Genomic DNA, 26,930 nt, shown 5'->3' on the forward strand with positions numbered 1-26,930 from the left:
CCACGCAGAGCGTGGGAACGATCTGGTGATCGGGTTACCGGAAAAACGGCACATCCCCCAACACCGTCGCCCGCTGCATCACCCGCCGCGCCGGCCGGTAATCATCCACGGCGTAATGCTGTGTCACGCGGTTATCCCAAAACGCCACGTCGTCCTTCTGCCAGCGCCAGCGGATCGTAAATTCCGGCCGTGTCGCGTGGGCAAACAGAAACTTGAGAATCACCTCGCTTTCGGTTTCCGACAGCTCATTGATCTTCGACGTAAAGCCTTCATTGACGAACAACGACCGGCGTCCGCTCACCGGGTGCGTGCGAATCACCGGGTGTGACAGCGGTGGGTTTTTCCTGCGCGCTTCTTCCCACTGGGCCAAGGCTTCCGGCGTGTTGCCATAGCGCTCCAGCGGGAACGAACGAGTGAAATCGTGGGTGGCCGTCAGCCCTTCGAGCAAGTTTTTCATCGGCGCCGAAAGCGCTTCATACGCCGCAATACCGCTGGCCCACAGCGTGTCGCCACCAAACTCCGGCAGCAACTTGGCGCTGAGTACCGCGCCCAGGGCCGGCGTCGGCAGGAAGGTTACGTCGGTGTGCCAGATCGCGTTGTCGCGCACGTCGGTGACGGCGGTGTCGAGGATCAGCACCTCCGGTTGTTCCGGCACATTCGGGTAGATCGGGTGAATGTGCAGGTCGCCGAAATTGGCGGCGAAACGTGCCTGCTGCTGCGGTGTGATCGGCTGATCGCGGAAGAACAACACTTGATGTTTGAGCAGCGCCTGCTCGATGGCGTCGCGCTGTTCCAGGTTCAGCGGTTGGCTGATGTCGACACCGCTGATTTGCGCGCCGAGGGCGTAGCTTAAGGGGGCGATGGTCAAGTTGCTCATGGTCTTTCTCTTCAATCCGGGGCGCCGAGTTGTCGGCGTAGTCAGTGCGATCAAAACGTCTTAGTGAGCCTGGCCATGCCACGGCACCAGTTTGCGTTGCAGGGCGCGCAAGCCCATTTCCATGGCAAAGGCGATCAGTGCGATCACCAGAATCCCCAGCACCACCACATCGGTGACCAGGAACTGCGCGGCCGATTGCACCATGAAGCCCAAACCGCTGGTGGCGGCGATCAGTTCGGCGGCAACCAGCGTCGACCAACCCACACCCAAGCCAATGCGCACACCGGTCAAAATGTCCGGCAACGCGCTCGGCAGAATCACATGGCGAATCAACTGCGCCCGGGTCGCGCCCAAGGACTGCGCCGCGCGCAATTTGGCCGGGTCGACGGTACGCACGCCGGTCGCGGTAGCGATGGCGATCGGGGCGAAGATCGCGAGGTAGATCAGCAAGACTTTCGACAGCTCACCGATGCCGCACCAAATCACGATCAGCGGCAGATAAGCCAGCGGTGGAATGGGGCGGTAGAACTCGATCAGTGGATCGAGAATGCCGCGAGCTATGCGGTTGTGGCCGATGGCGATGCCGACCGGGACGGCAGTCAACACCGCGAAGCCCAGGCCCAGACCGATTCGGCTGAGACTCGCGCCAAGGTGCTGCCACAACGTTGAATCCATGTAGCCGGTGGTCACCAGCAGCCAGCTTTTTTGCAGTACGGCGGAGGGTGGTGGCAGGAACAGTGGTTCGATCATTCCAGTGGCGGTGACGGCCCACCAAATGACCACGAGTGCGACGAGTGTCAGCAAACTGATCCAGCGAGTACTGAGGCTGCGTCGAACAGGAATCACCGTCGAGTGCGGTTTGACCGTGACGGCCGGAATCTCATAGCTGCTCATACGGTCTCCTGCCGCAGGGCGGCACTGCGTTGGGAGAACACTTTGGCGAGCACGTGTTCGCGGGTTTCGATAAAGCGCGGGTCGGACTTGATCGATCGAGCCGACTCCCCGGCGGCGTAACGCTGACCGAAATCCAGGCTCAGGCGTTCGACGATTTGCCCAGGATTCGGCGCCAGCAGAATCAGATCCGTGGCGAGAAACACCGCTTCTTCGATGTCATGGGTAATCAGAAATACCGGTTTTGCGGTGCGCTGCCAGACTTGCAGCAACAGCTCCTGCATCTGTTCGCGGGTGAAGGCATCGAGGGCGCCGAAGGGTTCGTCCATCAGCAAAACGCGCGGATCAGCAGCGAGGGCGCGGGCCAGGCCGACACGTTGCTTCTGGCCGCCCGAAAGCTGCCAGATTCGACGGTTTTCGAAACCGGAAAGGTCCACCAAAGCGAGCATTTCCCGAGCGCGGATTTCGCGTTTGTCTCGGGATACGCCGGCCAGTTCCAGACCGAAACCGACATTGGCCAGCACGTCCTGCCAGGGCAGCAGGGCATCGTCCTGGAACACCACGCCGCGTTCGGCGCTCGGGCCTTTGACCGGCACGCCGTCAAGGGTGATGCGCCCGGCGCTGGGCTCGACGAAACCGGCAATCAGGTTCAACAGCGAAGTCTTGCCACTGCCGGACGGGCCGAGGGCGACCAGCAATTGCTGGGGCCCAAGACTCAGGGAAATATCCGCCAGTACCGGTTCGGCGGCGCCGGGGTACTGTGCGCTGATGCGCTCCAGCTGAAGCAAAGCCATTGCGGTTAACTCCGATCAGTTGGTGATGTACTTGGCGCTGACATACGGGGCGTAATCCGGCAGCACGGCTTCAACCTTGCCTTGTTCTTTCAGGAACGCGGCGGTGTCGGTGATGGCCTTGGTGGTCGGCGCGCCGAGGGTGATCACCTGATCAGCCGCCAGCGGGAAGACGTTGCCTTGCAGCAGCAATGGAATGTCGCTGGCCTTGGCGCCGGATAGTTTCACCAGCTTGTCGACGTTGCTTTGGTTGGCGAGCCAGGCTTTCGGGTCTTTGCGGTAATCGGCGTAGGCATCGAGGGTCACTTTGGCGAACGCGGTGACGATTTCCGGGTGCTTCTCGGCGAAGTCTTTACGCACGATCCACGCATCGAAGGTCGGCGCGCCGAACTTGGCCAGTTCACCGGAGGTGATCAGCACTTTGCCGTTTTCCTTGGCAACACCGAGGGCTGGGTCCCACACGTAAGTGGCGTCGATATCACCGCGTTTCCACGCAGCAATGATGGCTGGCGGGGCCAGGTTGAGGACCGTGACTTTCGATGGATCGATGTTCCAGTGCTTCAGCGCGGCCAGCAGGCTGTAGTGGCCAGTGGAAACGAACGGCACGGCGATTTTCTTGCCGATCAGGTCTTGTGGGGTTTTGATCCCGGAACCGTCGCGAGCCACCAGGGCTTCAGCGGCGCCGATCTGCGTGGCGATGAGGAACGTTTCTACCGGGACTTTGCGAGTGATTGCCGCTGTCAGGGGGCTGGAACCGAGGTAACCGATCTGCACGTCGCCGGAAGCGATGGCGGCGATGATGTCGGCGCCGTTGTCGAATTTGCGCCAGTCGATTTTGGCGTTGGTGGCTTTTTCGTACGCGCCGTCGGCTTGGGCGACTTTCGCCGGGTCTACGGTGGTCTGGTAGGCGACGGTGACGTCAGCCGCCTGGGCAAAGAAACTCACCGCAGCCAGAGACGCGGCCGCCAGGAGGCGAAGGGGGAAAGTCAGTTTCATTGAAAAGCTCCTTGTCAGGCGACCGAGAGTCGGCGTGAAAAGGAGACTAAATGATATAAGAATCCGAAAATAAATAACTTTTTCGAATGAGCTTATGAGCGGAAAATTCTAAGCAGGTACCCTGATCATTCCCACGCTCCCGCGTGGGAATGCAGCCGGTGACGCTCCGCGTCACCTGGACGCGGAGCGTCCCTTGAGGCGTTCCCACGCAGAGCGTGGGAACGATCAGTGCCAAGGAGATTAGTTGCTAATGGCCAGAATGCTCGCCTGATACGACCCGACAAACACATCGAAATCGCCGACTTCGTTCTGCTCCAGCTCAATTTGCTCGGCCAGCGACGAACGCGCCCGGTCTTCAAATTTCGTCTGGTCTTCACTTGAAAGCGGCTCGCTGCGGAAAAACTCCGCATGTGCCTGGCTCTGACGCAGGGAGAACTGAGCAAAGCTCTCTTTGTGCTCAGCCATCGCCGCCAGCACTTGGGCCGATGGTGTCAGGGACGGATCCTTGACCTTGGCCAGCTGCGCATCCAGTGCCTTGCTATGTGCATCGCCGCCATGACTCTGATCCAGCATCGCCGCCAGTGGTGCAATCTTCTCCAGCAACTCGCCGGCCCACTCTTTCAGGTCCACCGGATGACCGTCGCGTTGCAGTTGCAGGCCCGGACGGCGACCTTCCTTGACCACGCTGAGGAAGTTCGAGGTGGCGTTGCCGCACGAGGTATTGGTCAGCAGCGGGCTGTCGTTCAGCGCGCAGTACAACAGGAATGCGTCGAGGAACCGCGACTCCGGCAGATCGATGCCCATTGGCAGGAACGGGTTGATGTCCAGGCAACGCACTTCTACGTACTGAATGCCACGGGCCACCAGCGCCTGGATCGGCCGTTCGCCGGTGTAGGTCACGCGTTTCGGGCGGATGTTGGAGTAGTACTCGTTTTCGATCTGCAGGATGTTGGTGTTGAGCTGAACCCACTCACCATCCTGATGGGTGCCGATTTCGACGTACGGCGCATACGGCGTGGCGACCGCTTTGCGCAGGCTGTCGGTGTAGCTGGCCAGATCGTTGTAGCAAGGCGTCAGACCGGCCTGGGCGTTGCTCTGGTAACCCAGGTCACTCATGCGCAGGCTGGTGGCATACGGCAGGTACAAGGTGTCCGGGTCCAGTTGTTCCAACTGGTGCGAGCGGCCACGCAGGAAACCGGCGTCCAGCGCAGGCGAAGCACCGAACAGGTACATCAGTAGCCAGCTGTAGCGACGGAAGTTACGGATCAGCGCGATATAGGCCGACGACTGATAGTCGCGGTCGGTGCCGACAAAGCCTTCAGCCTCTTTAAGCAGCGGCCAGAGCTTTTCCGGCAGGGAAAAGTTGTAGTGAATCCCGGCGATGCACTGCATGGTCTTGCCGTAGCGCAGGGCCAGGCCCTTGCGGTAGACGTATTTGAGCTGACCGATGTTGGAGGTGCCGTAATAGGCGATCGGGATGTCTTCCTCGGCCGGCAACGGGCACGGCATCGATGGACTCCACAGGTACTCGTTGCCAAGCTTGCTGTAGGCAAAACGGTGGATCTTGTCCAGGCTCGCCAGGGTGTCCGCCGGGTCGGGCAGGGCGGGCGTGATGAACTCCAGCAGCGACTCGGAATAGTCGGTGGTGATTTGTTCGTTGGTCAGCGCGGAACCCAATTCTTCCGGGTGCGGCGTTTGCGCCAGGCGACCTTCGCCGGTCACGCGCAGGCATTCACGTTCGATGCCGTGAAGGCACTGTTCGAGCAGAGAGAGGTTAGCGCGCTCGCCGAGCAGAGCCAGGCGGCGGTTGAGAAGTTCGCTCAAGTTGGATTCCTTCACGCGTCAGTCGCCCCAATATGGGGGTGGGCAAGACGGTCTACAAGGGTGAAGTTGAAACTGGCGTTTTCGCCTGGTTTTTGAGCAGCACAGGCCAATGTCAGTCAGCCAAGTCGCCACAATCCCTGTGGGAGCGGGCTTGCCCGCGATGAGGGAGTGTCAGTCACCATTTATGTCGCCTGGCACACCGCCATCGCGAGCAATCGAGCGTCGACCGGCTGCTCCCACAAGTTGCATTGCGCCGAAATTAACTCAAATTGATGGCATTCATCTATAGGACAGCGAAGGTGCCTTGTGCTTTTGCGACGAGTTTGTCGCCTTGCATCACGTCGGCTTCGACCACCAGCGTGCGCCGGCCCGGGTGGATCACCCGCGCCGTGCACATCACTTCACCGTCTGCGACGGCGCGAATGTAGTTGATCTTGCACTCGATGGTCGCGCTCTGCTGGTCAAAACCATGGGTGCTGGAACAGGCCAGCCCCATGGCAATGTCCACCAGACTGAACAAGGCCCCGCCGTGCAGCTTGCCGCCGCGATTGCGCAGCTCTGGTGCAAGCCCGAGGGCGACTTGCGCCACCCCGGTCTCCAGACTGTGCAAGCGACACCCCAGCAACTTGAAAAAAGCGCTTTCGGTCAGCCCGGCCGGGATGTCCATCAGCGTTTCTTCAACTGCTTGGCGTTGGCGAACAGCGAAGCCATGGCGTTGTTGGCCGGAGCCGCCGCCGTGGTTTCTTTACGTGGTGCGGTGTTCTGGGACTGGCGTGGCGCCGACCCCGGACGTGCACCACGGGCACCATCGATTTTCTCGCCCGGGGTGTCGCTCATGCGCATCGACAGACCCACGCGTTTGCGCGGGATGTCGACTTCCATGACCTTCACTTTCACCACGTCACCGGCCTTCACCGCTTCACGCGGATCCTTGATGAACTTCTCCGAAAGCGCAGAGATGTGCACCAAACCGTCCTGATGCACGCCGATGTCGACGAACGCGCCGAAGTTGGTCACGTTGGTCACCACGCCTTCGAGGATCATGCCCAGTTGCAGGTCCTTGAGGTCTTCGACGCCTTCCTGGAACTCGGCGGTCTTGAACTCGGGACGTGGATCGCGGCCAGGTTTTTCCAGTTCTTGCAGAATGTCGGTGACCGTTGGCAGACCGAAGGTTTCGTCGGTGTACTTTTTCGGATCAAGACGCTTGAGGAAGCTGGCGTCGCCGATCAGCGAGCGGATGTCGCGGTCGGTCTCAGCGGCAATGCGCTGGACCAGCGGATAGGCTTCCGGGTGAACCGCGGACGAATCCAGCGGGTTGTCACCGTTCATGACGCGCAGGAAGCCAGCGGCCTGTTCGAAGGTTTTCTCGCCCAGACGAGCGACTTTCTTCAACGCCGCACGGGTTTTGAACGCGCCGTGCTCGTCGCGGTGGCTGACGATGTTCTGCGCCAGGGTCGCGTTGAGGCCGGAGATGCGGGCCAGCAGCGCCACGGAGGCGGTGTTCACGTCGACGCCCACGGCGTTCACGCAGTCTTCGACCACAGCGTCCAGGCCACGCGCCAGTTTCAACTGCGACACGTCGTGCTGGTACTGGCCGACGCCGATGGATTTCGGATCGATCTTCACCAGCTCAGCCAGTGGATCTTGCAGGCGACGGGCAATCGACACCGCGCCACGGATCGACACGTCGAGGTCCGGGAATTCCTTGGAAGCCAGTTCCGACGCCGAATAAACCGATGCGCCTGCCTCGGAGACCATGACTTTGGTCATCTTCATGGCTGGGTATTTTTTGATCAGTTCAGCGGCCAGCTTGTCGGTTTCACGGCTGGCGGTGCCGTTGCCGATGGCGATCAGGTCCACTGCATGCTTGGCGCACAGGGCAGCCAGAATCGCGATGGTCTGGTCCCATTTGTTGTGCGGCACGTGCGGGTAAACCGTGGCGTGATCCAGCAGTTTGCCGGTGGAATCGACCACGGCGACTTTGCAACCGGTGCGCAGACCCGGGTCGAGGCCCAATGTGGCACGCGGGCCAGCCGGCGCCGACAGCAGCAAGTCATGCAGGTTATGGGCGAACACGTTGATCGCTTCGGTTTCTGCGCCATCGCGCAGTTCGCCCAGCAGGTCGGTTTCGAGGTGGGTGTAGAGCTTGACCTTCCAGGTCCAGCGCACCACTTCGCCCAGCCATTTGTCGGCGGCGCGGTTCTGGTTCTGGATGCCGAATTGCTGGCCAATCATGCCTTCGCACGGGTGCATGGTGCCCGGCAGTTCATCGCCGACTTTCAGCGCCGAACTCAGAATGCCTTCGTTGCGGCCACGGAAAATCGCCAGCGCGCGGTGCGACGGCATGCTTTTCAGCGGTTCATCGTGTTCGAAGTAGTCGCGGAATTTGGAGCCTTCCTCTTCCTTGCCAGCGATGACGCGGGCGCTCAGAGTGGCTTCCTGCTTGAGGTAGCTGCGCAGCTTGTCCAGCAAGCCGGCGTCTTCGGCGAAGCGTTCCATCAGGATGTATTTGGCGCCTTCGAGGGCAGCCTTCACATCGGCGACGCCTTTTTCGGCATCGACGAAGCGCGCGGCTTCAGCGTCTGGCGTCAGGGTCGGGTCGTTGAACAGGCCGTCGGCCAGCTCGCCGAGGCCGGCTTCCAGGGCGATCTGGCCCTTGGTGCGGCGCTTCTGCTTGTACGGCAGGTACAAGTCTTCGAGGCGGGTTTTGGTGTCGGCGAGTTTGATGTCGCGTTCAAGTTGCGGGGTCAGCTTGCCTTGTTCCTGGATGCTGGCAAGGATGCTGATACGCCGTTCGTCGAGTTCTCGCAGGTAGCGCAGACGCTCTTCCAGATGACGCAACTGGATGTCATCGAGGCTGCCGGTCACTTCTTTCCGGTAACGGGCGATGAAGGGCACCGTGGAGCCTTCATCGAGTAGCGCGACGGCCGCTTCGACCTGTTGTGGGCGTACACCGAGTTCCTCGGCGATGCGGCTGTTGATGCTGTCCATAAAACCACCTGACAAATTGTGAAAGCAGGCTCGCAGGCGCAGAGATAAGGGCTCGGCGAGTCTGGTTGAGCGGCCTGGCCTGCGCCGCTACCTGGATCAACAGGTATCCCGTTGACCCGTGAAATCGAACAATTACTGCCAGCGCCATGAAAATAAAAAACGGCCACCTACAGTAATGATCAGACGTTGCCTGACACAAAAGGCCGCGCATTATAACCAGCGTTCTGTCATTCGGGGGCATCACAGGCTGTAGGCAGAAAGGCCTGATTTCTGGCGATCAAGGAAAAATCTGCTAACAATGCACACGGTGCGTATAACGGCAGCTACGCCATAATGCGCGCCGAGATCAAAGGAGCATCTAATGAGCAGCACTGCAAACATTGCTGAAGGCGAAAAAATTCTTATTGTTGACGACGATCCAGGGCTGAGCAGCCTGCTGGAACGTTTTTTCGTCAGCAAGGGCTACCGTGCCCGCGCCGTCCCGAACACTGAACAAATGGATCGCCTGTTGGCGCGTGAAGTGTTCAACCTGGTCGTCCTCGACCTGATGCTGCCCGGCGAAGACGGCTTGACCGCTTGCCGCCGCCTGCGCACCGCGAACAATCAGATCCCTATCATCATGCTGACCGCCAAGGGCGATGAGCTGAGCCGCATCAAGGGCCTCGAACTGGGCGCCGACGATTATCTGGCCAAGCCGTTCAACCCGGACGAGCTGATGGCTCGCGTCAAAGCGGTCCTGCGTCGTCAGTCGGCTCCAGTGCCGGGCGCTCCGGGCAGCGAAGACGAAAGCGTGACCTTCGGTGACTACGAACTGTCCCTGGCGACCCGCGAGCTCAAGCGCGGTGACGAAGTGCACATGCTCACCACCGGTGAGTTTGCGGTGCTCAAGGCGTTGGTCATGAACGCCCGTCAGCCACTGACCCGCGACAAGCTGATGAACCTGGCCCGTGGCCGCGAGTGGGACGCCCTGGAGCGCTCCATCGACGTACAGATTTCCCGTCTGCGCCGGATGATCGAGCCCGATCCGTCCAAACCGCGTTACATCCAGACAGTCTGGGGCGTGGGTTATGTGTTCGTTCCGGATGGCGCCGCCACCAAGTGATCGGTGATTTGTAGGAGCGGGTCTTGCGGGCAACGGGTCAGTTGATCTTGCTCGCAGACTCGCGATCCGCAATATGCGAGCATCGCTCGCTCCTGCAAGTGTGTAGCGGTTATCCATGAAAACCCCCGTTTGGTTCCCCCAGAGTTTCTTCTCCCGCACCCTTTGGCTGGTGCTTATCGTCGTCCTGTTCTCCAAGGCGCTGACCCTGGTTTATCTGTTGATGAACGAAGACGTGCTGGTGGACCGCCAATACAGCCACGGCGTCGCCCTGACGCTACGCGCCTATTGGGCGGCCGATGAAGAAAACCGTACAAAGATTGCCGATGCCGCGACCCTGATCCGGGTAGTGGGCGCTGGCGTGCCGGAAGGTGAGCAACACTGGCCTTACAGCGAGATCTATCAGCGGCAAATGCAGGCGGAGCTGGGTGCCGACACCGAAGTCCGATTGCGAATGCATTCGCCGCCAGCCCTGTGGGTTCGGGCGCCAAGCCTGGGTGATGGCTGGCTGAAAGTGCCGCTTTACCCGCATCCGTTGCGCGGCCAGAAAATCTGGAACGTGCTCGGCTGGTTCCTCGCTATCGGTCTGCTGTCCACCGCCTCGGCGTGGATCTTTGTCAGCCAGCTCAATCAACCATTGAAACGTCTGGTCTATGCCGCGAGGCAACTCGGCCAGGGCCGCAGTGTGCGTCTGCCGATCAGCGACACGCCGAGTGAAATGACCGAGGTTTACCGTGCCTTCAACCAGATGGCTGAGGACGTCGAACAGGCGGGGCGTGAGCGCGAGTTGATGCTGGCCGGGGTGTCTCATGACTTGCGCACGCCGCTGACCCGTTTGCGGCTATCTCTGGAGCTCATGGGCGCCCACAGCGACCTGACGGACGACATGATCCGTGACATCGAAGACATGGACGCGATTCTCGACCAGTTTCTGGCGTTCATTCGCGATGGTCGCGACGAGTCGGTGGAAGAGGTGGACCTGAGCGATCTGGTGCGCGAAGTCGCCGCACCGTACAACCAGAACGAAGAGAAAGTGCGTCTGCGCCTGGAGCCGATTCAGCCGTTTCCGTTGCGTCGGGTGTCGATGAAGCGGCTGCTGAACAACCTGATTGGCAACGCCTTGCATCACGCCGGCAGTGGGGTTGAGGTGGCGGCTTATGTGTCCGGTGATACCAGCGCGCCGTATGTGGTGCTGAGTGTAATGGACCGTGGGGCGGGGATTGATCCGTCGGAGCTGGAGGCGATCTTCAATCCGTTTACTCGGGGTGATCGAGCTCGGGGCGGGAAGGGGACCGGGTTGGGCTTGGCGATCGTGAAGCGGATCGCTTCGATGCATGGGGGGAATGTTGAGCTGCGTAACCGTTCTGGTGGCGGGCTGGAAGCGCGAGTGCGGTTACCGCTTGGGCTTATGCTGCCGCGGGATGCCGTCTAACCCGATCGTTCCCACGCTCTGCGTGGGAATGCAGCCCGGGACGCTCCGCGTCCCCTTCAGAGTCGAACGCGGAGCGTCCATTGAGGCATTCCCACGCAGAGCGTGGGAACGATCAGTGTGTTAACCCTTGCCTTTGGTGCGCGTCATATTCGGCCCACCATTCTTCTCCAGATGCTCAATGATGATCCCCGCCACGTTTTTGCTGGTGGTGGTTTCAATCCCTTCCAACCCCGGCGACGAGTTCACTTCCATCACCAGCGGCCCGTGATTGGAGCGCAGGATATCCACACCCGCCACCGACAACCCCATGACCTTCGCCGCGCGCAACGCCGTCATGCGTTCTTCCGGTGTGATCTTGATCAGGCTGGCACTGCCGCCGCGATGCAGGTTGGAGCGAAACTCCCCCGGCTTCGCCTGGCGTTTCATCGCCGCGATCACCTTGTCGCCCACCACGAAGCAGCGAATGTCCGCCCCGCCGGCTTCCTTGATGTATTCCTGAACCATGATGTTTTGCTTGAGGCCCATGAACGCCTCGATCACCGACTCCGCCGCCGTCGCCGTTTCACACAGCACGACGCCGATGCCCTGAGTGCCTTCCAGCACCTTGATCACCAGCGGCGCACCGTTGACCATCTCGATCAAGTCGGGAATGTCATCCGGGGAGTGCGCAAAACCGGTGACTGGCAAACCGATTCCCCGGCGCGACAGCAATTGCAGGGACCGCAATTTGTCCCGCGAGCGGGCGATGGCCACCGATTCGTTGAGTGGGAAAACGCCCATCATTTCAAACTGACGCAACACCGCGCAGCCATAAAACGTCACCGAGGCGCCGATCCGCGGGATCACCGCATCGAAACCCTCCAGCGGCTTGCCGCGGTAGTGGATCTGCGGCTTGTGGCTGGCGATGTTCATGTAGGCGCGCAGGGTATCGATCACCACCATTTCATGGCCACGCTCGGTACCGGCTTCGACCAGACGACGAGTGGAATACAGACGCGGGTTCCGCGACAGCACAGCGATCTTCATGCAACACCTGTGGAGGAGGTAGATACCGGGAACACCGGCTTGTCTTGTACGTACTTAATGCCCGGATTGACCACCAACTGGCCGTCGATCAAGGCTTTGGAACCGAGTAACAGGCGATAACGCATGGACTTGCGGCAGGCGAGAGTGAATTCGACCCGCCAGACCCGATCACCGAGGGCCAGGGTGGTGCTGACCACGTAACGCTTCTGCGCGTGGCCGTTGGAGCTTTTAATGGTTTTCATCGTCACCAGCAGTGCTTCGCAGCGCCGGTGACGCAGTTGCACCACCGTGCCCAAGTGAGCAGTAAAGCGCACCCACTGCTCCCCGTCGCGCTCGAACGGTTCGATGTCGGTGGCATGCAGGCTGGAGGTGCTGGCACCGGTATCGATTTTTGCGCGCAGGCCCGCGACTCCCAAATCCGGGAGCGCCACCCACTCGCGCAGACCGACAACGGTCAAATGGTCAAATGTCTTCAAAGGTGCTCAACCGGTAGAAACCGCTCAGGCCGCACGCGGCCGAATTCGCGGTATTCACGCAGAATAATGGGTAAAAGGCGACAGATATCTACGGCCCGGATTTCCAGCCCTCAAGGGAGGCGCTGGAACGTGTGCATTGTAATCCGAGACGGCGTAATTCATGGCACGACAGAAACGGTAGTACAGTTCAGCAATATTTCAGAATGAGGAAATTCCATGGCACAAAAAAGCGAAGAGGACGACAAAGTCCGTCTCGATAAGTGGTTGTGGGCCGCGCGTTTTTATAAAACACGTGCCTTGGCCAAGGCGGCGATTGAAAGCGGCAAGGTGCATTGCCGGGGCGAGCGCTGCAAACCGGGCAAGGAACCGAGGATCGGCGACGAGTTTCAGATTCGCGCAGGGTTCGAGGAGCGCACGGTGGTGGTTCAGGCGCTGTCGATCGTACGCCGTGGCGCGCCAGAGGCTCAGGCGCTCTACGCCGAAACCGACGCCAGCATCGCCAAGCGCGAGGCGGCTGCGGCCATGCGCAAGGCCGGTTCGCTGGGCGTGAGCACCGATGGCAAGCCGAGCAAGAAGCAGCGACGGGATTTGTTCAAGTTTCGTGGAAGCAGTAACGACGAGTAGGCAGATTCTTCTGTGTTGTTAGTCGCCAGCGCGGCGCGTTGAGTGGGTAAAACAGCCACTCGTCGAAAATCACACACAGCTTCTGACCCGTAGGCCATAACCAGAAGGCCAGCAGTGTCAGAGGCAAAAAATTGCATAAGCCAACCCGCGTACGTTCCACCTTGCTTGGAACAAACCCGGATTGTTCATAAAATGCCTCTCATGGCTGAACATCGCGCACCAAAATGGTGCCGCAGAGGCGCAATTTCTCACTGTTTGAAATCATTTTGTCATTACTTCAGATACCCAGACCTATGACCGATTTACCGGATACCGACTACACCCAACGCTTCATCTTCGATGACAGTGACACCCGCGGCGAACTGGTCGGGTTGGAGCGTAGCTACGCCGAAGTCCTCGCCAAACACCCGTATCCGGAGCCAGTTGCACAACTGCTCGGCGAGTTGATGGCGGCGGCATCGTTGTTGGTCGGCACCTTGAAGTTCGATGGCTTGCTGATTCTCCAGGCCCGTTCCGAAGGCCCGATCCCGCTGCTGATGATCGAATGCTCCAGCGAGCGCGAAATCCGTGGCCTGGCCCGATACGAGGCCGAGCAGATCGCGCCGGATGCGACCCTCGCCGACCTGATGCCCAACGGCGTATTGGCGCTGACCGTCGATCCGACCCAGGGCCAGCGTTACCAGGGCATCGTCGACCTCGATGGCGAAACCCTGTCGGAGTGCTTCACTAATTACTTCGTGATGTCCCAACAAGTCGGTACGCGTTTCTGGTTGTACGCCGATGGTCGTCGCGCCCGTGGCCTGTTGCTGCAGCAACTGCCTGCTGATCGATTGAAAGACGAAGAAGAACGCGCCGCCAGCTGGCAGCACATTACCGCGCTGGGCAGCACCCTGACCGCCGATGAATTGCTGAGCCTGGACAACGAAACCATCCTCCATCGTCTCTACCACGAAGAGCAGGTTCGTCTGTTCGATGTGCAGAAACTACGCTTCCGTTGCAGCTGCTCCCGCGAACGTTCTGCCAATGCGCTGGTCAGTTTGGGTCTGGAAGATGCCCAGTCGCTCGTGATCGAACATGGCGGCAACATTGAGATTGATTGCCAGTTCTGCAACGAGCGCTACCTGTTCGACGCCGCCGATATCGCTCAATTATTCGCCGGCGCGGGTGTTGATACGCCGTCAGATACCCGTCACTAAAACGGTTCAGCGCAGGTAAATTCACTGGTTTGTGCCGGAATAACGCCGTTACGACGGGAGGGCCCTACTATTTTTGGGCTTTTCTGGCATAATCCGGCCCACTTTTTTCGCGGTAGTAGTGCACGACTTTCTACTACAAAACGTTTGGAGCACACTCGGCCAATGGCCGACGGGGAACCTTATGACGCAAGCCAATAACGCCGTGTACACCGATCTGAGTGTTGATGATCTGGTTAAAGAAGCCCTGAGTCGCGGTGAAGGCGAGCTTGCCGATACTGGCGCGCTGGTTGTTCGCACCGGTCACCGCACTGGCCGCTCGCCAGTCGATCGTTTCATCGTTGACGAGCCATCCACTTCGGCCTCCATCGCCTGGGGCCCGATCAACCGCAAGTTCCCGGCCGACAAGTTCGATGCCCTGTGGGCTCGCGTCGAGGCGTTCAACAACGCGCAAGAGCATTTCGTTTCCCACGTGCATGTAGGTGCGTCTGAAGACCACTACCTGGCCGTGAAGATGACCACCCAGACTGCCTGGCAGAATCTGTTCGGTCGTTGCCTGTTCATCAACCCGCAAAAGTACAACCCGGCTGGCCGTGATGAGTGGCAAGTGCTCAACGTTGCCAACTTCGAGTGCGTGCCAGAGCGTGACGGCACCAACTCCGACGGTTGCGTGATCCTCAACTTCGCTCAGAAGAAAGTGCTGATCGCCGGCATGCGTTACGCCGGTGAAATGAAGAAAGCCATGTTCTCGGTGCAGAACTTCCTGCTGCCGGCTGCCGACGTGCTGCCAATGCACTGCGCCGCCAACATCGGCGAAGCGGGCGACGTGACCCTGTTCTTCGGTCTGTCCGGCACCGGCAAGACCACCCTGTCCGCCGATGAAAGCCGTTACCTGATCGGTGACGACGAGCACGGCTGGGGTGAAGGCGTTGTCTTCAACATCGAAGGCGGCTGCTACGCCAAATGCATCGACCTGTCCGAGAAGAACGAGCCGGTCATCTGGAAAGCCATCAAGCACGGCGCAGTCCTGGAAAACGTCGTTATCGATGACGCCAAGCACGCCGATTACGCTGATGTCAGCCTGACCCAGAACAGCCGCGCCGCCTACCCGCTGGAGCACGTTGCCAAGCGTTCCGAGAAAAACCTCGGTGGCGAGCCAAACGCTGTGATCTTCCTGACCTGCGACCTGACCGGCGTACTGCCGCCAGTGTCGATCCTCAGCGAAGAACAAGCGGCCTACCACTTCCTGTCCGGCTACACCGCACTGGTGGGCTCGACCGAAATGGGTTCCGGCAGCGGCATCAAGTCGACCTTCTCCACCTGCTTCGGCGCACCGTTCTTCCCGCGTCCGGCCGGCGAATACGCAGAACTGCTGATCAAGCGCATCCGCGGCTTCGGCTCCAAGGTCTACCTGGTCAACACCGGCTGGACCGGCGGCGGCTACGGCGTCGGCAAACGCTTCAACATCCCGACCACTCGCGGCGTGATCGCAGCGATCCAGAGCGGTGCGTTGATCGGTGCTGAAACCGAACACCTCGACACCATCAACCTCGACGTGCCATTGGCCGTACCGGGCGTTGAGACTGGCCTGTTGAACCCACGTAACACCTGGGCTGACAAGGCTGCTTACGATGAAGCGGCTAAAGCGCTGGCTGGGTTGTTTGTTGAGAACTTCAAGAAGTTTGAAGTGAGCGACGCGATCAAGGCTGCTGGGCCGAAGTTGTAAGTGTTGGTTTGATTGAATGAGAAAGCCGCCTCTAGGGGCGGCTTTTTTGTGGGCGCAATTCAGGCTGCCAGGGAAACCGTAACTGCCATTATTCCAGCTGAAAAGGCGCTAAACGACCAGAATAATGGCACTTACGCATTCGGCTAGATGCCTTCCAATTCCTGTGTATCCCACCGTTGCAACTTGATCGCTTGGTAAATCATTCCGATAGTCAGCGGGACTTTGTCACCGCGCCCCTTCGCCCGGCGCTTCTGAAACACATCAAACCCTTCCGGTTGGAAGTAGCGATAGGCGTCGTAATCGATGAAGTCGATGGCGAACTGTTCTTCCAGCGTCTCCATCAGGTGACGCGCATCGGCCCCGTCGCAGCCAAGGTCGAAGTTGATCGAGGTGGTGAGGCTGATGGTTTTACGTTCGGGCAGGCCGAGTTCTTCGTGCAACAGCTGCATGAGCAGGTGCATGGTGTGGTCGTCGGGGAAGTTGGGAGCGAGGTTCATTGCGGGGGTGTCCGGTTGGGCTTGGACGGATCTTATTGGTCGTTAGGTTTGGGGGGAAGGGCAGGATCAAATGGTGGCGGCTTGTCTCGTCGATATTTGGCGAGCGCTTCTTCTCGCGTAGGAAGTGGTTTGTAGAGGTCTGCTGGTGATGTGTCGAATCCTGCGAGGCGCAGGCTCGCCAAGTAGTTTGAGCGGCGGACTTTTTCGTAGTGCGCTTGTTTTTGTTTAAAGGGTAATTCACTCATCACGATATTGATCGTTCCCACGCGCAGCAAAGGAATGTAGCCCGAGACGCTCCGCGTCCCTATCGAGAGCTGGAACGCGGAGCGTCCCTTGAGGCATTCCCACGCAGAGCGTGGGAACGATCTTCGCTCGGCGTCAGGTTGGTGCTTTCCAGCCCATCATGCGTTGTTGGGCGACTTTCAGTAGGTCGCAGCCGTCCTGAGTCAACAGGTAGATGGCGTGGGTGATATGCGGGATGTCTTCCACGTCACCGTTTTTGAAGCATTGGCAATGTAGGGTTTTGAGTAGGTCGCCGGAGGCTCGGATGCGCTGGAGGGCGGCTTCGAGGATGTCTTGCGGATTGGCCTCTGTGTCGATGATCAGGGGCGGGGAATCGGTGAGGTTGGTTTGGAGGGGGCGGTAGCGATCGGTGAATGGGTTCAACTTATTCATTGGTTTTAGCCTCAAATGCATCAGAAGTAACCGCCACCATCGTGACCAAGCGATGGGAGGCGGACTGTGTTCGGGTTGGTCAACCGATGAGGCTCTCATCCCGGCACGCCCGAGGGCGTCCCAAACACAGCCGCCATATAGCGTGCAGGCACTTGAAGTGCCGGCAGCATACAACGGACGCGTAGATATGAGCCATTCGGGTGACCAAGCCCGAGTCGCTGATTTGGCAGCGACAGTCAGGACTATAGAAACAAGTCGCTGGCCGGCGATAGGCGACAAGGTGCCTTCGGTTGTAGGACCGGGATGAAGCTTTGATAGGGCGTTGCCTACGGACTTATCCCCAGCCGAAAACTCTCTCGTTTGATTGCTGTCAGGTGCACCGCGTTATCGTTCATCGCGGGCAAGCCCGGCTCCCACAAGGATTTTCGTTCGGGCATTAAACAGCTGTAGTTCTCGGCAGCCGTTGCCGGGCGATATCGAGCAGTTCATTACCATCCTGAGTCAGCAGGTACAGCGCATTGACGATGTTGGGAATATCGCTCGCATCCGCCTGTTTGAAGCACAGGCAATACAGCGTTTCGAGCAACTCGCTGGCGGCGCGGATGCGTTGGCGGGCGGCGTCGAGGATTTCGTGAGGGTCGGCTTCCGTATCGATGACCAGCACGGGGGTGTCGCTGTAGCGGGATTTGAGCGGGCGATAGCGTTCTGTAAACATCGAGGTTCGTCCTGTGCGAAATCGGGAGGTGGCTCCCGGCAGGCCGAGACACTGTTTTCAGCCGCGCCGCAGACTATAGAAGGGCACGGCGCCGAGCGGCAATACAGCTTCGATGGACAGGTTTTGTAGGGGGTTTACCTGTCTTTTCGGACCGAACCTACACGTTTCCCGAGGTTTTTTACGCCTAAACCCTTAGGCGGCAAATTTCCTACGGGTTTGTCAGGCGCAACGCATCAAACCTCTGTATGGTGCGCGCCAGAATCAGTAGGACGTTTCGATACGTCCGTCCAACGCTTAAAGGGAATTAAGTATGCAATGGCTACGTATGGCCTCGATTTTGTTGCTGTGGGCCGGGATTTGTCGCGCAGCAGATGCTGCGGACGCCGGTAATTCGATGGTTCAGGCCAATATGGAACGCACCGGTTGGCCGGATGCGCTGACTAGCCAGGCAAACATGGACACCGCTTTCCGTGCTGAAGTGCTGATGTTCGGCAAGGCATTGCTGGCCAGCGAAGCGCTGGACGAACAGAGCCTGAAACAACGGCTAGGCGTGCAGGATGTGAAGTTCAAGTCGGTCAGGCAGGTGCGTGACGGGCTGTGGGACCGACTACTGATCACCTACCGCAGTGCCAGCCAGAACTGCGACGGCGAACCCTTCTGCCCTCGCGTGCGCAGCGTCGCTGATTTGCGTCAGTTGGCGGCGGCGTTCACTGGCGAAATCAGTCCGGCTCATGCTGTGTGGGCGAGCAAGAGCCGGGTGTTTCAGGAGCAGGCGTTGAACGAGCAGCTGCGGGTGGCCGTGATGGCGCCGTAGCCATCTACCCCGCGGTCGTCAGGATGTTCGCCAAGCCTGTTGGGCTGAACACTCCAGGGAGTCGCATGTAGCGAGCAACGGTGGCACTCCGGGAAGCCCATCGCAGCCACTCAGCAGCGAGGATGTCAGGATCAGGGCGATTGCATAAAACAGTTTGTGAGGCATGGTCGTTCCTTGTTCAGTGCCGCGCTCATCAGGCGTCCTGCCGTGATGTGAAGTGCGCGGACGGTGGTTGTGCGAGGAGACCTTAGCGTCAGATTGAGCGGCTCCGCGAGGAACAAAGTGTTTCGTTTGTTTCATCCTGTGGCAAAGGACCTTGGGTCGAGGCTGTATCATCCCGTATCGTTTTGGTCCCCGACCTTTTCTCGACTCGCTGCGGTTGCCGGCTAGGCTTTGGGCTTCGCAGCGGTCAACGGAGTGACAGCTTATGCACAACACCCTGGAACAGGTTTTCGGTTATCCACAGTTTCGGCCAGGCCAGGAAGCGGCGGTCAGCGCGGTGTTGGCCGGGCGTTCGGCGGCGGCGATTTTCCCCACCGGTTCGGGCAAGTCCCTTTGTTATCAATTGCCAGCCTTGCTGCTGCCGCACCTGACGCTGGTGGTCTCGCCGCTGCTGGCGTTGATGCAGGATCAACTGGCGTTCCTGCAGCGCCACGGCATTGCGGCGGGCAGTATCGATTCGGCCCAGAGCCGCGATGACGCCAGCGATGTGATGGCTCGGGCCAAGTCTGGCGAACTGAAGATTTTGATGATCTCCGTGGAACGCCTGAAGAACGAGCGCTTCCGCAATTTCTTGCAGCAGGTGCCGATCTCGTTGCTGGTGGTGGACGAGGCGCACTGCATCTCGGAGTGGGGCCACAACTTCCGTCCTGACTACCTCAAGCTTCCCGACTATCAGCGCCAGTTCAACATCCCGCAGGCGCTGCTGCTGACCGCCACCGCGACACCCAAGGTGATCGCTGACATGGAGGCCAAGTTCGCCATCGCCCCCGACGATGTGGTGACCACCGGTTTCTATCGGCCGAACCTCAATCTGTTGGTCGAGCCGGTGCGCGGGCAGGACAAACGCCGACGCCTTGTCGAATGGATGAGCCAGCGTCCCGACCAGCCGAGCATTGTCTACGTCACCCTGCAGAAAACCGCCGAGCACATTGCCGAACATCTGGTCCGCAACGGCATTCAGGCCGAGGCCTATCACGCCGGTCTGCCCCACGAACAACGCGAAGCCATCCAGCGCCGGTTCATGGGCGGGCAATCCAATTGCATCGTTGCCACCATCGCGTTCGGCATGGGCATCGACAAAAGCGACATCCGCAATGTGGTGCATTTCGACCTGCCCAAATCCATCGAAAACTACAGCCAGGAAATCGGCCGCGCCGGGCGTGACGGGCAGCCGTCCGACTGCCTGGTATTGGCCAACCGCGACAGCCTCAACGTGCTGGAAAACTTCGTCTACGGCGACACGCCAGAGCTGGATGGCATCCGTTATGTGCTCGACGAGTTGCAAGCCGCCGCGCCCGAGGGGCAGTGGGAGTTTCTGTTGGGGCCACTGGCGGACCAAAGCAACATCCGCCAATTGCCGCTCAAGACCTTGCTGGTGCAGTTGGAACTGCGCGGAATCATTGCGCCGCGTTACGCCTATTACGCCGAATACCGCTTCAAATACTTGCAGGAACCCGAGGCCTTGCTGGCCCGTTTCGAGGGTGAGCGCAAGGACTTCGTTGCGGCGATCATCCAGACCTCCAGTCGTGCACGGACCTGGGCCACGGTGAATTTCGACGCGCTGTATGAGCAGCATCAGGCCGAGCGTAATCGCGTGGTGAAGGCGTTGGATTATTTCCAGGAAAAGGGCTGGGTCGAGCTCGAAAGCAAGCAAATGACCGAGGTCTACAGTCTGCTGCAAACGGACTTCAACAGCCAGGTCCTGAGCGCCGAGCTACACGCCTACTTCACCCGGCACGAGCGCACCGAGATCACGCGGATTCACGCCATGCTGGATCTGTTCGCGACGGACCATTGCCTGGGTTATCGCCTGGCCGAGTACTTCGGCGATGAAAATGCGCCGCAGCAGTGCGGGCATTGTTCGGTGTGTCACGGGGATGTGGCGCGATTGCCGACGCCACCGGAATTACCGGCGCTTGTGGATAAAAACTTCGAGGCGTTGTGCGGTGATTTTATCCACAGGCATGAGCAGCACACCGGCAACGTTCCGTCGGCGGAACGCGTGACGCGGTTTTTATGCGGTATCGGCGTGCCGCTGTTCACCAAGCTCAAGGCACGGTCGATTCCCGGGTTTGCGGCACTGGAGGATTATCCGTATGCCGAAGTCCGGACGTGGGCCGAGGCGCATTTGCTTAGTTAGATCGTTCCCACGCTCCGCGTGGGAACGCCTCAAGGGACGCTCTGCGTTCCAATGGGACGCGGAGCGTCCCGGGCTGCATTCCCACGCAGAGCGTGGGAACGATCAGTTGAGGGGCGCATCCATCCGCTGAATGTTGCTCATCACAGGAATAAATTTCAAAAATGCGCGTTGGCTGACTATGGTGAAGGCTGTCTTTGGATCGCCAACAAGAGAACAACTATGAGCCAGACAACGTTCAATATTCAGCGCGCCGCCGTCATTGGCGCAGGCACCATGGGCCGTGGCATTGTCATGTGTCTGGCCAACGCCGGCGTCCCGGTGCAGTGGGTCGATAACAATCCACAGATGCTTGAGCAGGCGCTGGCTACCGTGGCGGACACCTACGCCCACAACGTGCGTCAGGGACGGATCGATCAGGCCGAGGCGGACGCTCGCATTGCGCGGGTAATGGCGGCTGCTGACTACGCGGCAATCCGCGATGTCGATCTGGTCATCGAAGCGGTGTACGAAAACCTCGAACTCAAGCAGAAAATCTTCCGTGAACTGGACGATCTGCTCAAACCTGAAGCGATCTTGGCCAGCAATACCTCGGCGCTGGATATTGATGCCATCGCCGCGGCTACTCGCCGTCCGCAACAGGTCCTGGGCCTGCACTTCTTCAGCCCGGCGCACATCATGAGGCTGCTGGAAATCGTTCGCGGTGCGCAGACTTCCCCGGCGGCGCTTGAGGCCGCCCTGGCACTGGGCAAGCGCATGGACAAAGTCAGTGTGGTGTCGGGCAACTGCCACGGTTTCATCGGCAACCGAATGCTGCATCCGTATGCGCTCGAAGCGCGCAAGATGCTGCTCGAAGGCGCTTATCCCTATCAGGTCGATGCGGCACTGCAAGGTTTTGGCTTCGCCATGGGGCCGTTCCGCATGTACGACGTGGTCGGCATCGATCTGGAGTGGCGCGCTCGGCAGTTGGCCGGTAAAGGGCAGGATGCGCCTGAGGTTCAGGTGGACAATCGTCTGTGCGAATTGGGTCGTTTCGGCCAGAAGAGTGGCAATGGCTATTACCACTATGAGCCGGGCAGTCGCCAGGCTGAGCACGATGTTGAAGTCGATGCGCTGGTGCTGAAGGTTAGCGAAGGGTTGGGCTTCCAGCGTCGCGAGATCGGGCCTGAGGAGATACTTGAGCGCTGCTTGCTGGCACTGGTCAACGAGGGAGCGAAGATTCTTCAGGAAGGGATTGCCGAATCGGCGCACGACATCGATCTGGTGTACCTCAACGGTTATGGCTTCCCGGCGGACAAGGGTGGGCCGATGGCTTGGGCGGATCAACAGGGATTGGCGGATATTCATCTGAGATTGTTGCAGCTGGAAACCAAGCAGGGTGATCAGTGGAAACCGGCTCGATTGATTGGGGAGCTGGCGGCGGTGGGTAAAGGGTTTGCGGATCGGTAGACTCTACGGCTTTCGAAACGGGAAGCTCCCATGAATCAACGCACCGACTACCCGCACTTCCAACCCATCACCACCCGCTGGCACGACAACGACGCCTATGGTCACGTCAACAACGTCACCTACTACAGCTTCTTCGACACGGCAGTGAACACCTACCTGATCGAAGTCGGCGGTCTGGATATCCATGACGGCGAAGTAGTTGGCTTTGTGGTGAGTTCGGCCTGCGATTACTTCGCTTCCATTGCCTTCCCTGACCGGATAGAAATCGGTTTGCGGGTGGGCAAGTTGGGCAACAGTTCGGTGCAATACGAGCTGGCGGTGTTCAAGGCCGGGGAGGACGAAGCCTGCGCGGCAGGGAGCTTTGTGCATGTGTTTGTGGATCGGGCCTCTAATCAGCCGGTGGCGATTCCTGCCGGGGTGCGCGGGGCGCTGCAGCGGCTGGTGGTTTGACGGGCAAAAAAAATCGCAGCCCTTGGGCTGCGATTTTTTTGATCTACCGGTAAACGAGGTGATTCAACCTCAGTCGCGATAGCGATGTTTGTGCTTGCGATGCCCGTAATGGTGGCCGCGATCATGACGGCCTCCACGGTAGTAGCGACGATCATCATGGCCACCACGATAGGAACGACGATCATCATCATCGTCATCGCTCTTGTTGCCCATGTAGTTACCCAACGCGCCGCCGGCGCCGCCGCCTGCTGCGGAGCCGATCAGGCTGCCGGTGGTGCCGCCCATGCTGCGACCGACCACGTTACCGCCTGCTGCGCCCAACGCACCGCCAATGGCTGCTTCGCCACGGCTGCGTTTGTCTGCGCCAACAGCACTACCACCCGCGCCGCCCAGGGCCGCGCCAATGGTGGAACCTGTACTGCCGCCTAGTGACTGACCGACGACCGAGCCCAGAACCCCGCCCAATGCGCCGCCCACACCTGCTTCGGTGGTGCCGCCGGCAGAAGCGAAGCCACTGACCAGGCCAAGGGACAACAAGAGAATCGAGGAGAACTTCATAGAGGAACCTCAAGGGGATGACGGCGCGATCCTGAGGCTGTGTCATGGGTCGTGACAATCGAAATCCGACGAGTAACACGACTTGAGCACATTTCTATAAGTTACTGTTTTTTAGCTGGAACTTAAGTGTTTTTCGCCGGTCTTTAGCTACTTCGGATAGGCCGTTTTCATGCAAAACGGCCTTTTTTGTGCGAAAGGAAAAGTAGTCAATTCGGAAATTTGTTGAATGTTCCACCGCTATCGCGAGCAAGCTCGCGATGGGGCCAGTATTGTCGCCGCGTTAAGCAGACTTTGCCAAAATCAACCCGGTTTCACTCGCCGCTTCCACCCGTATCGCCACAAACTTCGATGTCGGCGTATGGCTGCCATCCCCGATGCTTTCCAGCGGCACCAGCGGATTCACTTCCGGGTAGTAAGCCGCCGCTTGCCCGGCAGGGATATCAAACGCCAGCAGCGTAAAGCCCTTCACCCGACGCTCACGGCCATCATCCCAGATCGAAACGATGTCAGCCTTCTGCCCTGGTTTGAACCCCAAGCGAATGATGTCGGCTTCATTGACGAACAACACATCACGCTGACCTTTCACGCCGCGATAGCGGTCATCAAGCCCATAAATTGTGGTGTTGTACTGATCGTGAGAGCGCATCGACTGCATGATCAGGTCCGGCAATACGCCGGTGGCGCGAGTGCGTTCGTGCACCAGATCTTTAGGCAGGACGTTCGGACGGAAATTGGCGCGCCCCGACGCGGTATTCCAGCGGCGAGCACCGGCGCTGTTGCCGAGGTAGAACCCGCCCGGGTTCTGGATCTTCTCGTTGAAGTCCTTGAAACCCGCAATGGTGTCGGCGATCAGGTCGCGGATGCGCCGGTAATCGGCCACCAACCAGTTCCAGTCCACCGGTTTGCTGCCCAGGGTCGCGGCGGCGATGCCGGCAATGATCGACGGCTCAGAGCGCATCTGATTCGACAGCGGCTGCAACTGGCCGTTGGAGGCGTGAACCATGCTGAACGAGTCTTCGACGGTCACCGCTTGCGGGCCTTCGGTCTGGATGTCGATGTCGGTGCGGCCCAGGCACGGCAGGATCAACGCGTCTTTACCGTGCGCCAAATGGCTGCGGTTGAGCTTGGTGCTGATTTGCACGGTCAGGTCGCAGTTGCTCAGGGCCTGGAAGGTCCGTGAGCTGTCCGGGGTGGCTTGGGCGAAGTTACCACCCAGACCGATAAAGACTTTCGCGCGGCCGTCGGCCATGGCATGGATTGCCTCGACCACGTTGTGACCGTTTTCACGCGGCACCTTGAACTTGAAGCGACGCTCCAGGGAGTCGAGGAACGCCACCGGCGGACGCTCGTTGATGCCCATGGTCCGGTCGCCCTGCACGTTACTGTGGCCGCGCACCGGGCACAGACCGGCGCCGGGTCGGCCGATGTTGCCGCGCAGCAACATCAGGTTGGCGATTTCCTGGATGGTCGCCACCGAATGGCGATGCTGTGTGATGCCCATCGCCCAGCACATGATCACGTTCTTGCCTTTGGCGTACATCCGCGCCGCTTGCTCGATTTCAACCAGCGTCAGTCCGGATTGTTCGACGATCTGCTCCCACGAGGTGTCGTCGACGATGCCCAGGTATTCCAGCACGTTGACACTGTGCTCATTGAGGAAGTCGTGGTCGAATACGGCAGGCTCACCCGCCTTCTGTGCGTCACGCTCCCACTGCAGCAGGAACTTGGCCATGCCGCGCATGATCGCCATGTCGCCGCCCAATGCCGGACGGAAATACGCGGTGTTGGTCGGCTTGTCGCCGTTGGTGAGCATTTCGATCGGGTGTTGCGGGTGCTGGAAGCGTTCCAGGCCGCGCTCCTTCAAAGGGTTGATGCATACCACCTGAGCGCCGCGTTTCACCGCTTCGCGCAACGGTTCGAGCATCCGTGGGTGGTTGGTGCCAGGGTTCTGACCCCAGACAAAAATCGCGTCGGCGTGTTCGAAGTCGTCGAAGGTGACGGTGCCTTTGCCGACGCCGACACTTTGCGACATGGCCACACCGCTGGCCTCGTGGCACATGTTCGAGCAATCGGGGAAGTTATTGGTGCCGTAGGCACGCACGAACAATTGATACAGGTACGCCGCTTCGTTGCTGGCGCGACCCGAGGTGTAGAACTCGGCCTGATCCGGGCTCGACAGGCCTTGCAAATGTTTGGCGATCAAGGAGAACGCAGCTTCCCAACTGATCGGCTTGTAGCGATCGGTTTCGGCGTCATAGCTTAATGGCTCGGTCAGACGACCCTGATATTCCAGCCAATAGTCACTTTGTTTCAGCAACGAACTGACGCTGTGCTTGGCAAAGAACGCACCGTCGACACGGCGTTTGGTCGCTTCCCAGTTCACTGCTTTGGCGCCGTTCTCGCAGAACGCCACCATGCCGGCTTCGTTGGAGTCGCCCCAGGCGCAACCGGGGCAGTCGAACCCGCCGTTCTTGTTGGTCTTGAGCATCATGCGCAGGTTTTTCAGCGCGTTGTCGCTGGTCAACCAGGCACGGGCAACGCTGGCCAGCGCGCCCCAGCCACCGGCCGGGCCTTTGTAGGGCTTATAACGCGGAACGGGTTTCTGGTCGGCTTGACGATGTTGACTCACGCTTGGTTCTCCGTCGCAGGGCTGTAGACCCGCGGCGCACTTTTCTGCGGCAGGTGGATGAGATTGAGGTTGTGGCGTCGGGCCCATTGCACGGCAAGGCCCGTGGGCGACGACAGGCTGACCAGGGTCTGGATACCTGCGCGCAGCACTTTCTGGATCAATTCGAGACTGCAACGGCTGGTGACGATCGCCAGCCCGCCGGTGGTCGGGATCTTCTGGCGAATCAGCCCGCCAATCAGCTTGTCGAGTGCGTTGTGTCGGCCGATGTCTTCGCGGCCCATCAGCAATTGACCCTGATTGTTCATAAACACGGCCGCGTGCACCGCGCCGGAGTACTGGCCAAGAGGCTGGAACGCACCGATGCGCTGACGCAAACCATCGAGCCATTCGGCGGGCGGCAAGGGTGCGCCGGGCAGGATCTTGAGGTCTGGCAATGCCTGCTCCACCGCTTCCACACCGCAGAGTCCGCAACCGCTGGTGCCAGCCATTTGCCGACGTTGTTGCTTGAGGTTCCAGAAGGCGCGGTTGGCGATGGTCACTTGTGCGTATTGCGCTGATCCCGAGCCGCTGAGTTGCAGGTCATAAATGTCTGAAGCGTCTTCGATGATGCCGCTGCCGAGGCTGAAGCCGACGATGAAGTCTTCAAGGTCCGTCGGCGTCACCAACATGACCGCCTGACTGATGCCGTTATAAGCGATCGCCAACGCGACTTCCTCGGCCAGCGCGGTGCTGGCTGATTCGGTGTCTTGAAGGTCGCAGTAACTGTACGTCTGGCTTGCGGCGGGCGCTGGCGTTTCAAGGGCTGGCGCCGCGCAGACAGGGTGCTTGGCGTTCATGA

General features: G+C 59.7%; 24 protein-coding genes and 2 pseudogenes. 9 read left to right on the forward strand and 17 right to left on the reverse strand.

Translation table 11 applies throughout. The annotated features are described in order from the left end of the window. Positions 1 to 34 precede the first annotated feature (34 nt). From tauD to ACMXYI_RS08120, 7 genes are all read right to left on the reverse strand, one after another. A complete protein-coding gene (gene tauD, locus ACMXYI_RS08090) occupies positions 35 to 877 on the reverse strand; it encodes a taurine dioxygenase (protein WP_415772688.1) in 843 nt (280 codons plus the stop codon). 60 nt (positions 878 to 937) lie between these two features. Continuing rightward, positions 938 to 1,771: a taurine ABC transporter permease TauC gene (gene tauC, locus ACMXYI_RS08095; RefSeq protein ID WP_415772689.1), complete on the reverse strand. Its 834-nt coding sequence runs from the start codon at positions 1,769 to 1,771 to the stop codon at positions 938 to 940. Beyond that, on the reverse strand, positions 1,768 to 2,562 hold the full coding sequence (tauB, locus tag ACMXYI_RS08100; protein ID WP_415772691.1) for a taurine ABC transporter ATP-binding subunit: 795 nt from the start codon (positions 2,560 to 2,562) through the stop codon (positions 1,768 to 1,770). The genes tauC and tauB overlap by 4 nt, the downstream gene beginning before the upstream one ends. A 15-nt stretch (positions 2,563 to 2,577) precedes the next feature. Continuing rightward, positions 2,578 to 3,555 carry a taurine ABC transporter substrate-binding protein gene (tauA, locus tag ACMXYI_RS08105; RefSeq protein WP_008149275.1) on the reverse strand — a complete coding sequence of 326 codons (978 nt, stop codon included), beginning with the start codon at positions 3,553 to 3,555 and terminating at the stop codon, positions 2,578 to 2,580. A gap of 240 nt (positions 3,556 to 3,795) precedes the next feature. Further along, a complete protein-coding gene (gene gshA, locus ACMXYI_RS08110) occupies positions 3,796 to 5,379 on the reverse strand; it encodes a glutamate--cysteine ligase (RefSeq protein ID WP_415772694.1) in 1,584 nt (527 codons plus the stop codon). A gap of 283 nt (positions 5,380 to 5,662) precedes the next feature. Further along, positions 5,663 to 6,046, reverse strand: a complete 384-nt coding sequence (locus tag ACMXYI_RS08115) for a PaaI family thioesterase (protein WP_008149280.1) — start codon at positions 6,044 to 6,046, stop codon at positions 5,663 to 5,665. Further along, the gene (locus ACMXYI_RS08120) at positions 6,046 to 8,370 is read right to left on the reverse strand and encodes a Tex family protein (protein WP_415772696.1); all 2,325 of its coding nucleotides are present in this window, start codon (positions 8,368 to 8,370) and stop codon (positions 6,046 to 6,048) included. Before ACMXYI_RS08120 ends, ACMXYI_RS08115 begins: the two co-directional genes overlap by 1 nt. 361 nt (positions 8,371 to 8,731) lie before the next feature. Between ACMXYI_RS08120 and ompR the strand changes: the two genes are divergently transcribed. Beyond that, entirely contained in the window at positions 8,732 to 9,472 is a 741-nt protein-coding gene (gene ompR / locus ACMXYI_RS08125) for an osmolarity response regulator transcription factor OmpR (protein ID WP_008149284.1), read from the forward strand. A gap of 115 nt (positions 9,473 to 9,587) precedes the next feature. Further along, on the forward strand, positions 9,588 to 10,901 hold the full coding sequence (locus tag ACMXYI_RS08130) for an ATP-binding protein (RefSeq protein WP_415772698.1): 1,314 nt from the start codon (positions 9,588 to 9,590) through the stop codon (positions 10,899 to 10,901). A 120-nt stretch (positions 10,902 to 11,021) separates the two neighbouring features. Here the strand turns inward: ACMXYI_RS08130 and rimK are convergent, their stop codons facing one another. Together rimK and ACMXYI_RS08140 are read right to left on the reverse strand one after the other, a co-directional pair. Beyond that, positions 11,022 to 11,927 (reverse strand): 30S ribosomal protein S6--L-glutamate ligase, encoded by a 906-nt coding sequence (gene rimK, locus ACMXYI_RS08135; RefSeq protein WP_095127616.1) that lies wholly within the window; start codon positions 11,925 to 11,927, stop codon positions 11,022 to 11,024. Beyond that, positions 11,924 to 12,385 (reverse strand): ATP-dependent zinc protease family protein, encoded by a 462-nt coding sequence (locus ACMXYI_RS08140; RefSeq protein WP_197281751.1) that lies wholly within the window; start codon positions 12,383 to 12,385, stop codon positions 11,924 to 11,926. Before ACMXYI_RS08140 ends, rimK begins: the two co-directional genes overlap by 4 nt. 234 nt (positions 12,386 to 12,619) lie before the next feature. Here ACMXYI_RS08140 and ACMXYI_RS08145 point away from each other — a divergent pair, with 234 nt between their 5' ends. Continuing rightward, positions 12,620 to 13,027: an RNA-binding S4 domain-containing protein gene (locus ACMXYI_RS08145; RefSeq protein ID WP_415772700.1), complete on the forward strand. Its 408-nt coding sequence runs from the start codon at positions 12,620 to 12,622 to the stop codon at positions 13,025 to 13,027. Positions 13,028 to 13,058: 31 nt separating this feature from the next. On the opposite strand, the pseudogene ACMXYI_RS08150 reads toward ACMXYI_RS08145, so the two are convergent. Then, positions 13,059 to 13,216 (reverse strand): annotated as a pseudogene (locus tag ACMXYI_RS08150) (phosphatase PAP2 family protein); the annotation flags it as partial. A gap of 104 nt (positions 13,217 to 13,320) precedes the next feature. On the opposite strand from ACMXYI_RS08150, the gene hslO reads away from it, so the two are divergent. After that, complete coding sequence (gene hslO, locus ACMXYI_RS08155) at positions 13,321 to 14,223, forward strand: Hsp33 family molecular chaperone HslO (protein WP_283182507.1); 903 nt, start codon at positions 13,321 to 13,323, stop codon at positions 14,221 to 14,223. 181 nt (positions 14,224 to 14,404) lie between these two features. Then, the gene (locus ACMXYI_RS08160) at positions 14,405 to 15,946 is read left to right on the forward strand and encodes a phosphoenolpyruvate carboxykinase (RefSeq protein WP_415772702.1); all 1,542 of its coding nucleotides are present in this window, start codon (positions 14,405 to 14,407) and stop codon (positions 15,944 to 15,946) included. Between the two features lie 143 nt (positions 15,947 to 16,089). On the opposite strand, the gene ACMXYI_RS08165 is transcribed toward ACMXYI_RS08160, so the two are convergent. The 4 genes and pseudogenes from ACMXYI_RS08165 to ACMXYI_RS08180 form a co-directional block, all read right to left on the reverse strand. Then, positions 16,090 to 16,443, reverse strand: a complete 354-nt coding sequence (locus ACMXYI_RS08165) for a DUF1493 family protein (RefSeq protein WP_415772704.1) — start codon at positions 16,441 to 16,443, stop codon at positions 16,090 to 16,092. 89 nt (positions 16,444 to 16,532) lie between these two features. Beyond that, a pseudogene (locus tag ACMXYI_RS08170) lies at positions 16,533 to 16,688 on the reverse strand (YhfG family protein); the annotation flags it as partial. Between the two features lie 133 nt (positions 16,689 to 16,821). Then, a complete protein-coding gene (locus ACMXYI_RS08175) occupies positions 16,822 to 17,118 on the reverse strand; it encodes a hypothetical protein (RefSeq protein ID WP_415772706.1) in 297 nt (98 codons plus the stop codon). A gap of 436 nt (positions 17,119 to 17,554) precedes the next feature. Beyond that, on the reverse strand, positions 17,555 to 17,833 hold the full coding sequence (locus ACMXYI_RS08180; protein WP_415772708.1) for a hypothetical protein: 279 nt from the start codon (positions 17,831 to 17,833) through the stop codon (positions 17,555 to 17,557). A 310-nt stretch (positions 17,834 to 18,143) separates the two neighbouring features. Between ACMXYI_RS08180 and ACMXYI_RS08185 the strand changes: the two genes are divergently transcribed. From ACMXYI_RS08185 to ACMXYI_RS08200, 4 genes are all read left to right on the forward strand, one after another. Next, positions 18,144 to 18,647, forward strand: coding sequence for a polysaccharide deacetylase (locus tag ACMXYI_RS08185; protein ID WP_415772709.1), 504 nt, complete (start codon positions 18,144 to 18,146; stop codon positions 18,645 to 18,647). A gap of 427 nt (positions 18,648 to 19,074) precedes the next feature. Continuing rightward, a complete protein-coding gene (locus ACMXYI_RS08190) occupies positions 19,075 to 21,009 on the forward strand; it encodes a RecQ family ATP-dependent DNA helicase (RefSeq protein ID WP_415772710.1) in 1,935 nt (644 codons plus the stop codon). A gap of 219 nt (positions 21,010 to 21,228) precedes the next feature. Next, complete coding sequence (locus ACMXYI_RS08195; RefSeq protein ID WP_415772712.1) at positions 21,229 to 22,455, forward strand: 3-hydroxyacyl-CoA dehydrogenase; 1,227 nt, start codon at positions 21,229 to 21,231, stop codon at positions 22,453 to 22,455. 30 nt (positions 22,456 to 22,485) lie between these two features. Beyond that, on the forward strand, positions 22,486 to 22,905 hold the full coding sequence (locus ACMXYI_RS08200) for an acyl-CoA thioesterase (protein WP_415772714.1): 420 nt from the start codon (positions 22,486 to 22,488) through the stop codon (positions 22,903 to 22,905). Between the two features lie 69 nt (positions 22,906 to 22,974). Here the strand turns inward: ACMXYI_RS08200 and ACMXYI_RS08205 are convergent, their stop codons facing one another. From ACMXYI_RS08205 to fdhD, 3 genes are all read right to left on the reverse strand, one after another. Then, a complete protein-coding gene (locus ACMXYI_RS08205; protein WP_415772716.1) occupies positions 22,975 to 23,463 on the reverse strand; it encodes a glycine zipper domain-containing protein in 489 nt (162 codons plus the stop codon). A gap of 280 nt (positions 23,464 to 23,743) precedes the next feature. Then, positions 23,744 to 26,092: an FdhF/YdeP family oxidoreductase gene (locus ACMXYI_RS08210; protein ID WP_415772718.1), complete on the reverse strand. Its 2,349-nt coding sequence runs from the start codon at positions 26,090 to 26,092 to the stop codon at positions 23,744 to 23,746. Continuing rightward, a complete protein-coding gene (gene fdhD, locus ACMXYI_RS08215; protein WP_415772720.1) occupies positions 26,089 to 26,928 on the reverse strand; it encodes a formate dehydrogenase accessory sulfurtransferase FdhD in 840 nt (279 codons plus the stop codon). The genes ACMXYI_RS08210 and fdhD overlap by 4 nt, the downstream gene beginning before the upstream one ends. Between the last annotated feature and the right edge of the window lie 2 nt (positions 26,929 to 26,930).

This window comes from Pseudomonas lyxosi (assembly GCF_047758685.1).
GTDB lineage: Bacteria > Pseudomonadota > Gammaproteobacteria > Pseudomonadales > Pseudomonadaceae > Aquipseudomonas > Aquipseudomonas lyxosi.

Coding starts and splice junctions, on each gene's coding strand:
- ACMXYI_RS08195 (WP_415772712.1), top strand. CDS start 21,229: ATGAGCCAGACAACGTTCAATATTCAGCGCGCCGCCGTCATTGGCGCA.
- ACMXYI_RS08165 (WP_415772704.1), bottom strand. CDS start 16,443: ATGAACCTCGCTCCCAACTTCCCCGACGACCACACCATGCACCTGCTC.
- ACMXYI_RS08160 (WP_415772702.1), top strand. CDS start 14,405: ATGACGCAAGCCAATAACGCCGTGTACACCGATCTGAGTGTTGATGAT.
- ACMXYI_RS08205 (WP_415772716.1), bottom strand. CDS start 23,463: ATGAAGTTCTCCTCGATTCTCTTGTTGTCCCTTGGCCTGGTCAGTGGC.
- ACMXYI_RS08200 (WP_415772714.1), top strand. CDS start 22,486: ATGAATCAACGCACCGACTACCCGCACTTCCAACCCATCACCACCCGC.
- ACMXYI_RS08185 (WP_415772709.1), top strand. CDS start 18,144: ATGCAATGGCTACGTATGGCCTCGATTTTGTTGCTGTGGGCCGGGATT.
- tauD (WP_415772688.1), bottom strand. CDS start 877: ATGAGCAACTTGACCATCGCCCCCTTAAGCTACGCCCTCGGCGCGCAA.
- hslO (WP_283182507.1), top strand. CDS start 13,321: ATGACCGATTTACCGGATACCGACTACACCCAACGCTTCATCTTCGAT.
- ACMXYI_RS08175 (WP_415772706.1), bottom strand. CDS start 17,118: ATGAATAAGTTGAACCCATTCACCGATCGCTACCGCCCCCTCCAAACC.
- tauA (WP_008149275.1), bottom strand. CDS start 3,555: ATGAAACTGACTTTCCCCCTTCGCCTCCTGGCGGCCGCGTCTCTGGCT.
- rimK (WP_095127616.1), bottom strand. CDS start 11,927: ATGAAGATCGCTGTGCTGTCGCGGAACCCGCGTCTGTATTCCACTCGT.
- ACMXYI_RS08120 (WP_415772696.1), bottom strand. CDS start 8,370: ATGGACAGCATCAACAGCCGCATCGCCGAGGAACTCGGTGTACGCCCA.
- tauC (WP_415772689.1), bottom strand. CDS start 1,771: ATGAGCAGCTATGAGATTCCGGCCGTCACGGTCAAACCGCACTCGACG.
- ACMXYI_RS08115 (WP_008149280.1), bottom strand. CDS start 6,046: ATGGACATCCCGGCCGGGCTGACCGAAAGCGCTTTTTTCAAGTTGCTG.
- fdhD (WP_415772720.1), bottom strand. CDS start 26,928: ATGAACGCCAAGCACCCTGTCTGCGCGGCGCCAGCCCTTGAAACGCCA.
- ACMXYI_RS08190 (WP_415772710.1), top strand. CDS start 19,075: ATGCACAACACCCTGGAACAGGTTTTCGGTTATCCACAGTTTCGGCCA.
- ACMXYI_RS08145 (WP_415772700.1), top strand. CDS start 12,620: ATGGCACAAAAAAGCGAAGAGGACGACAAAGTCCGTCTCGATAAGTGG.
- ACMXYI_RS08180 (WP_415772708.1), bottom strand. CDS start 17,833: ATGTTTACAGAACGCTATCGCCCGCTCAAATCCCGCTACAGCGACACC.
- ACMXYI_RS08130 (WP_415772698.1), top strand. CDS start 9,588: ATGAAAACCCCCGTTTGGTTCCCCCAGAGTTTCTTCTCCCGCACCCTT.
- tauB (WP_415772691.1), bottom strand. CDS start 2,562: ATGGCTTTGCTTCAGCTGGAGCGCATCAGCGCACAGTACCCCGGCGCC.
- ompR (WP_008149284.1), top strand. CDS start 8,732: ATGAGCAGCACTGCAAACATTGCTGAAGGCGAAAAAATTCTTATTGTT.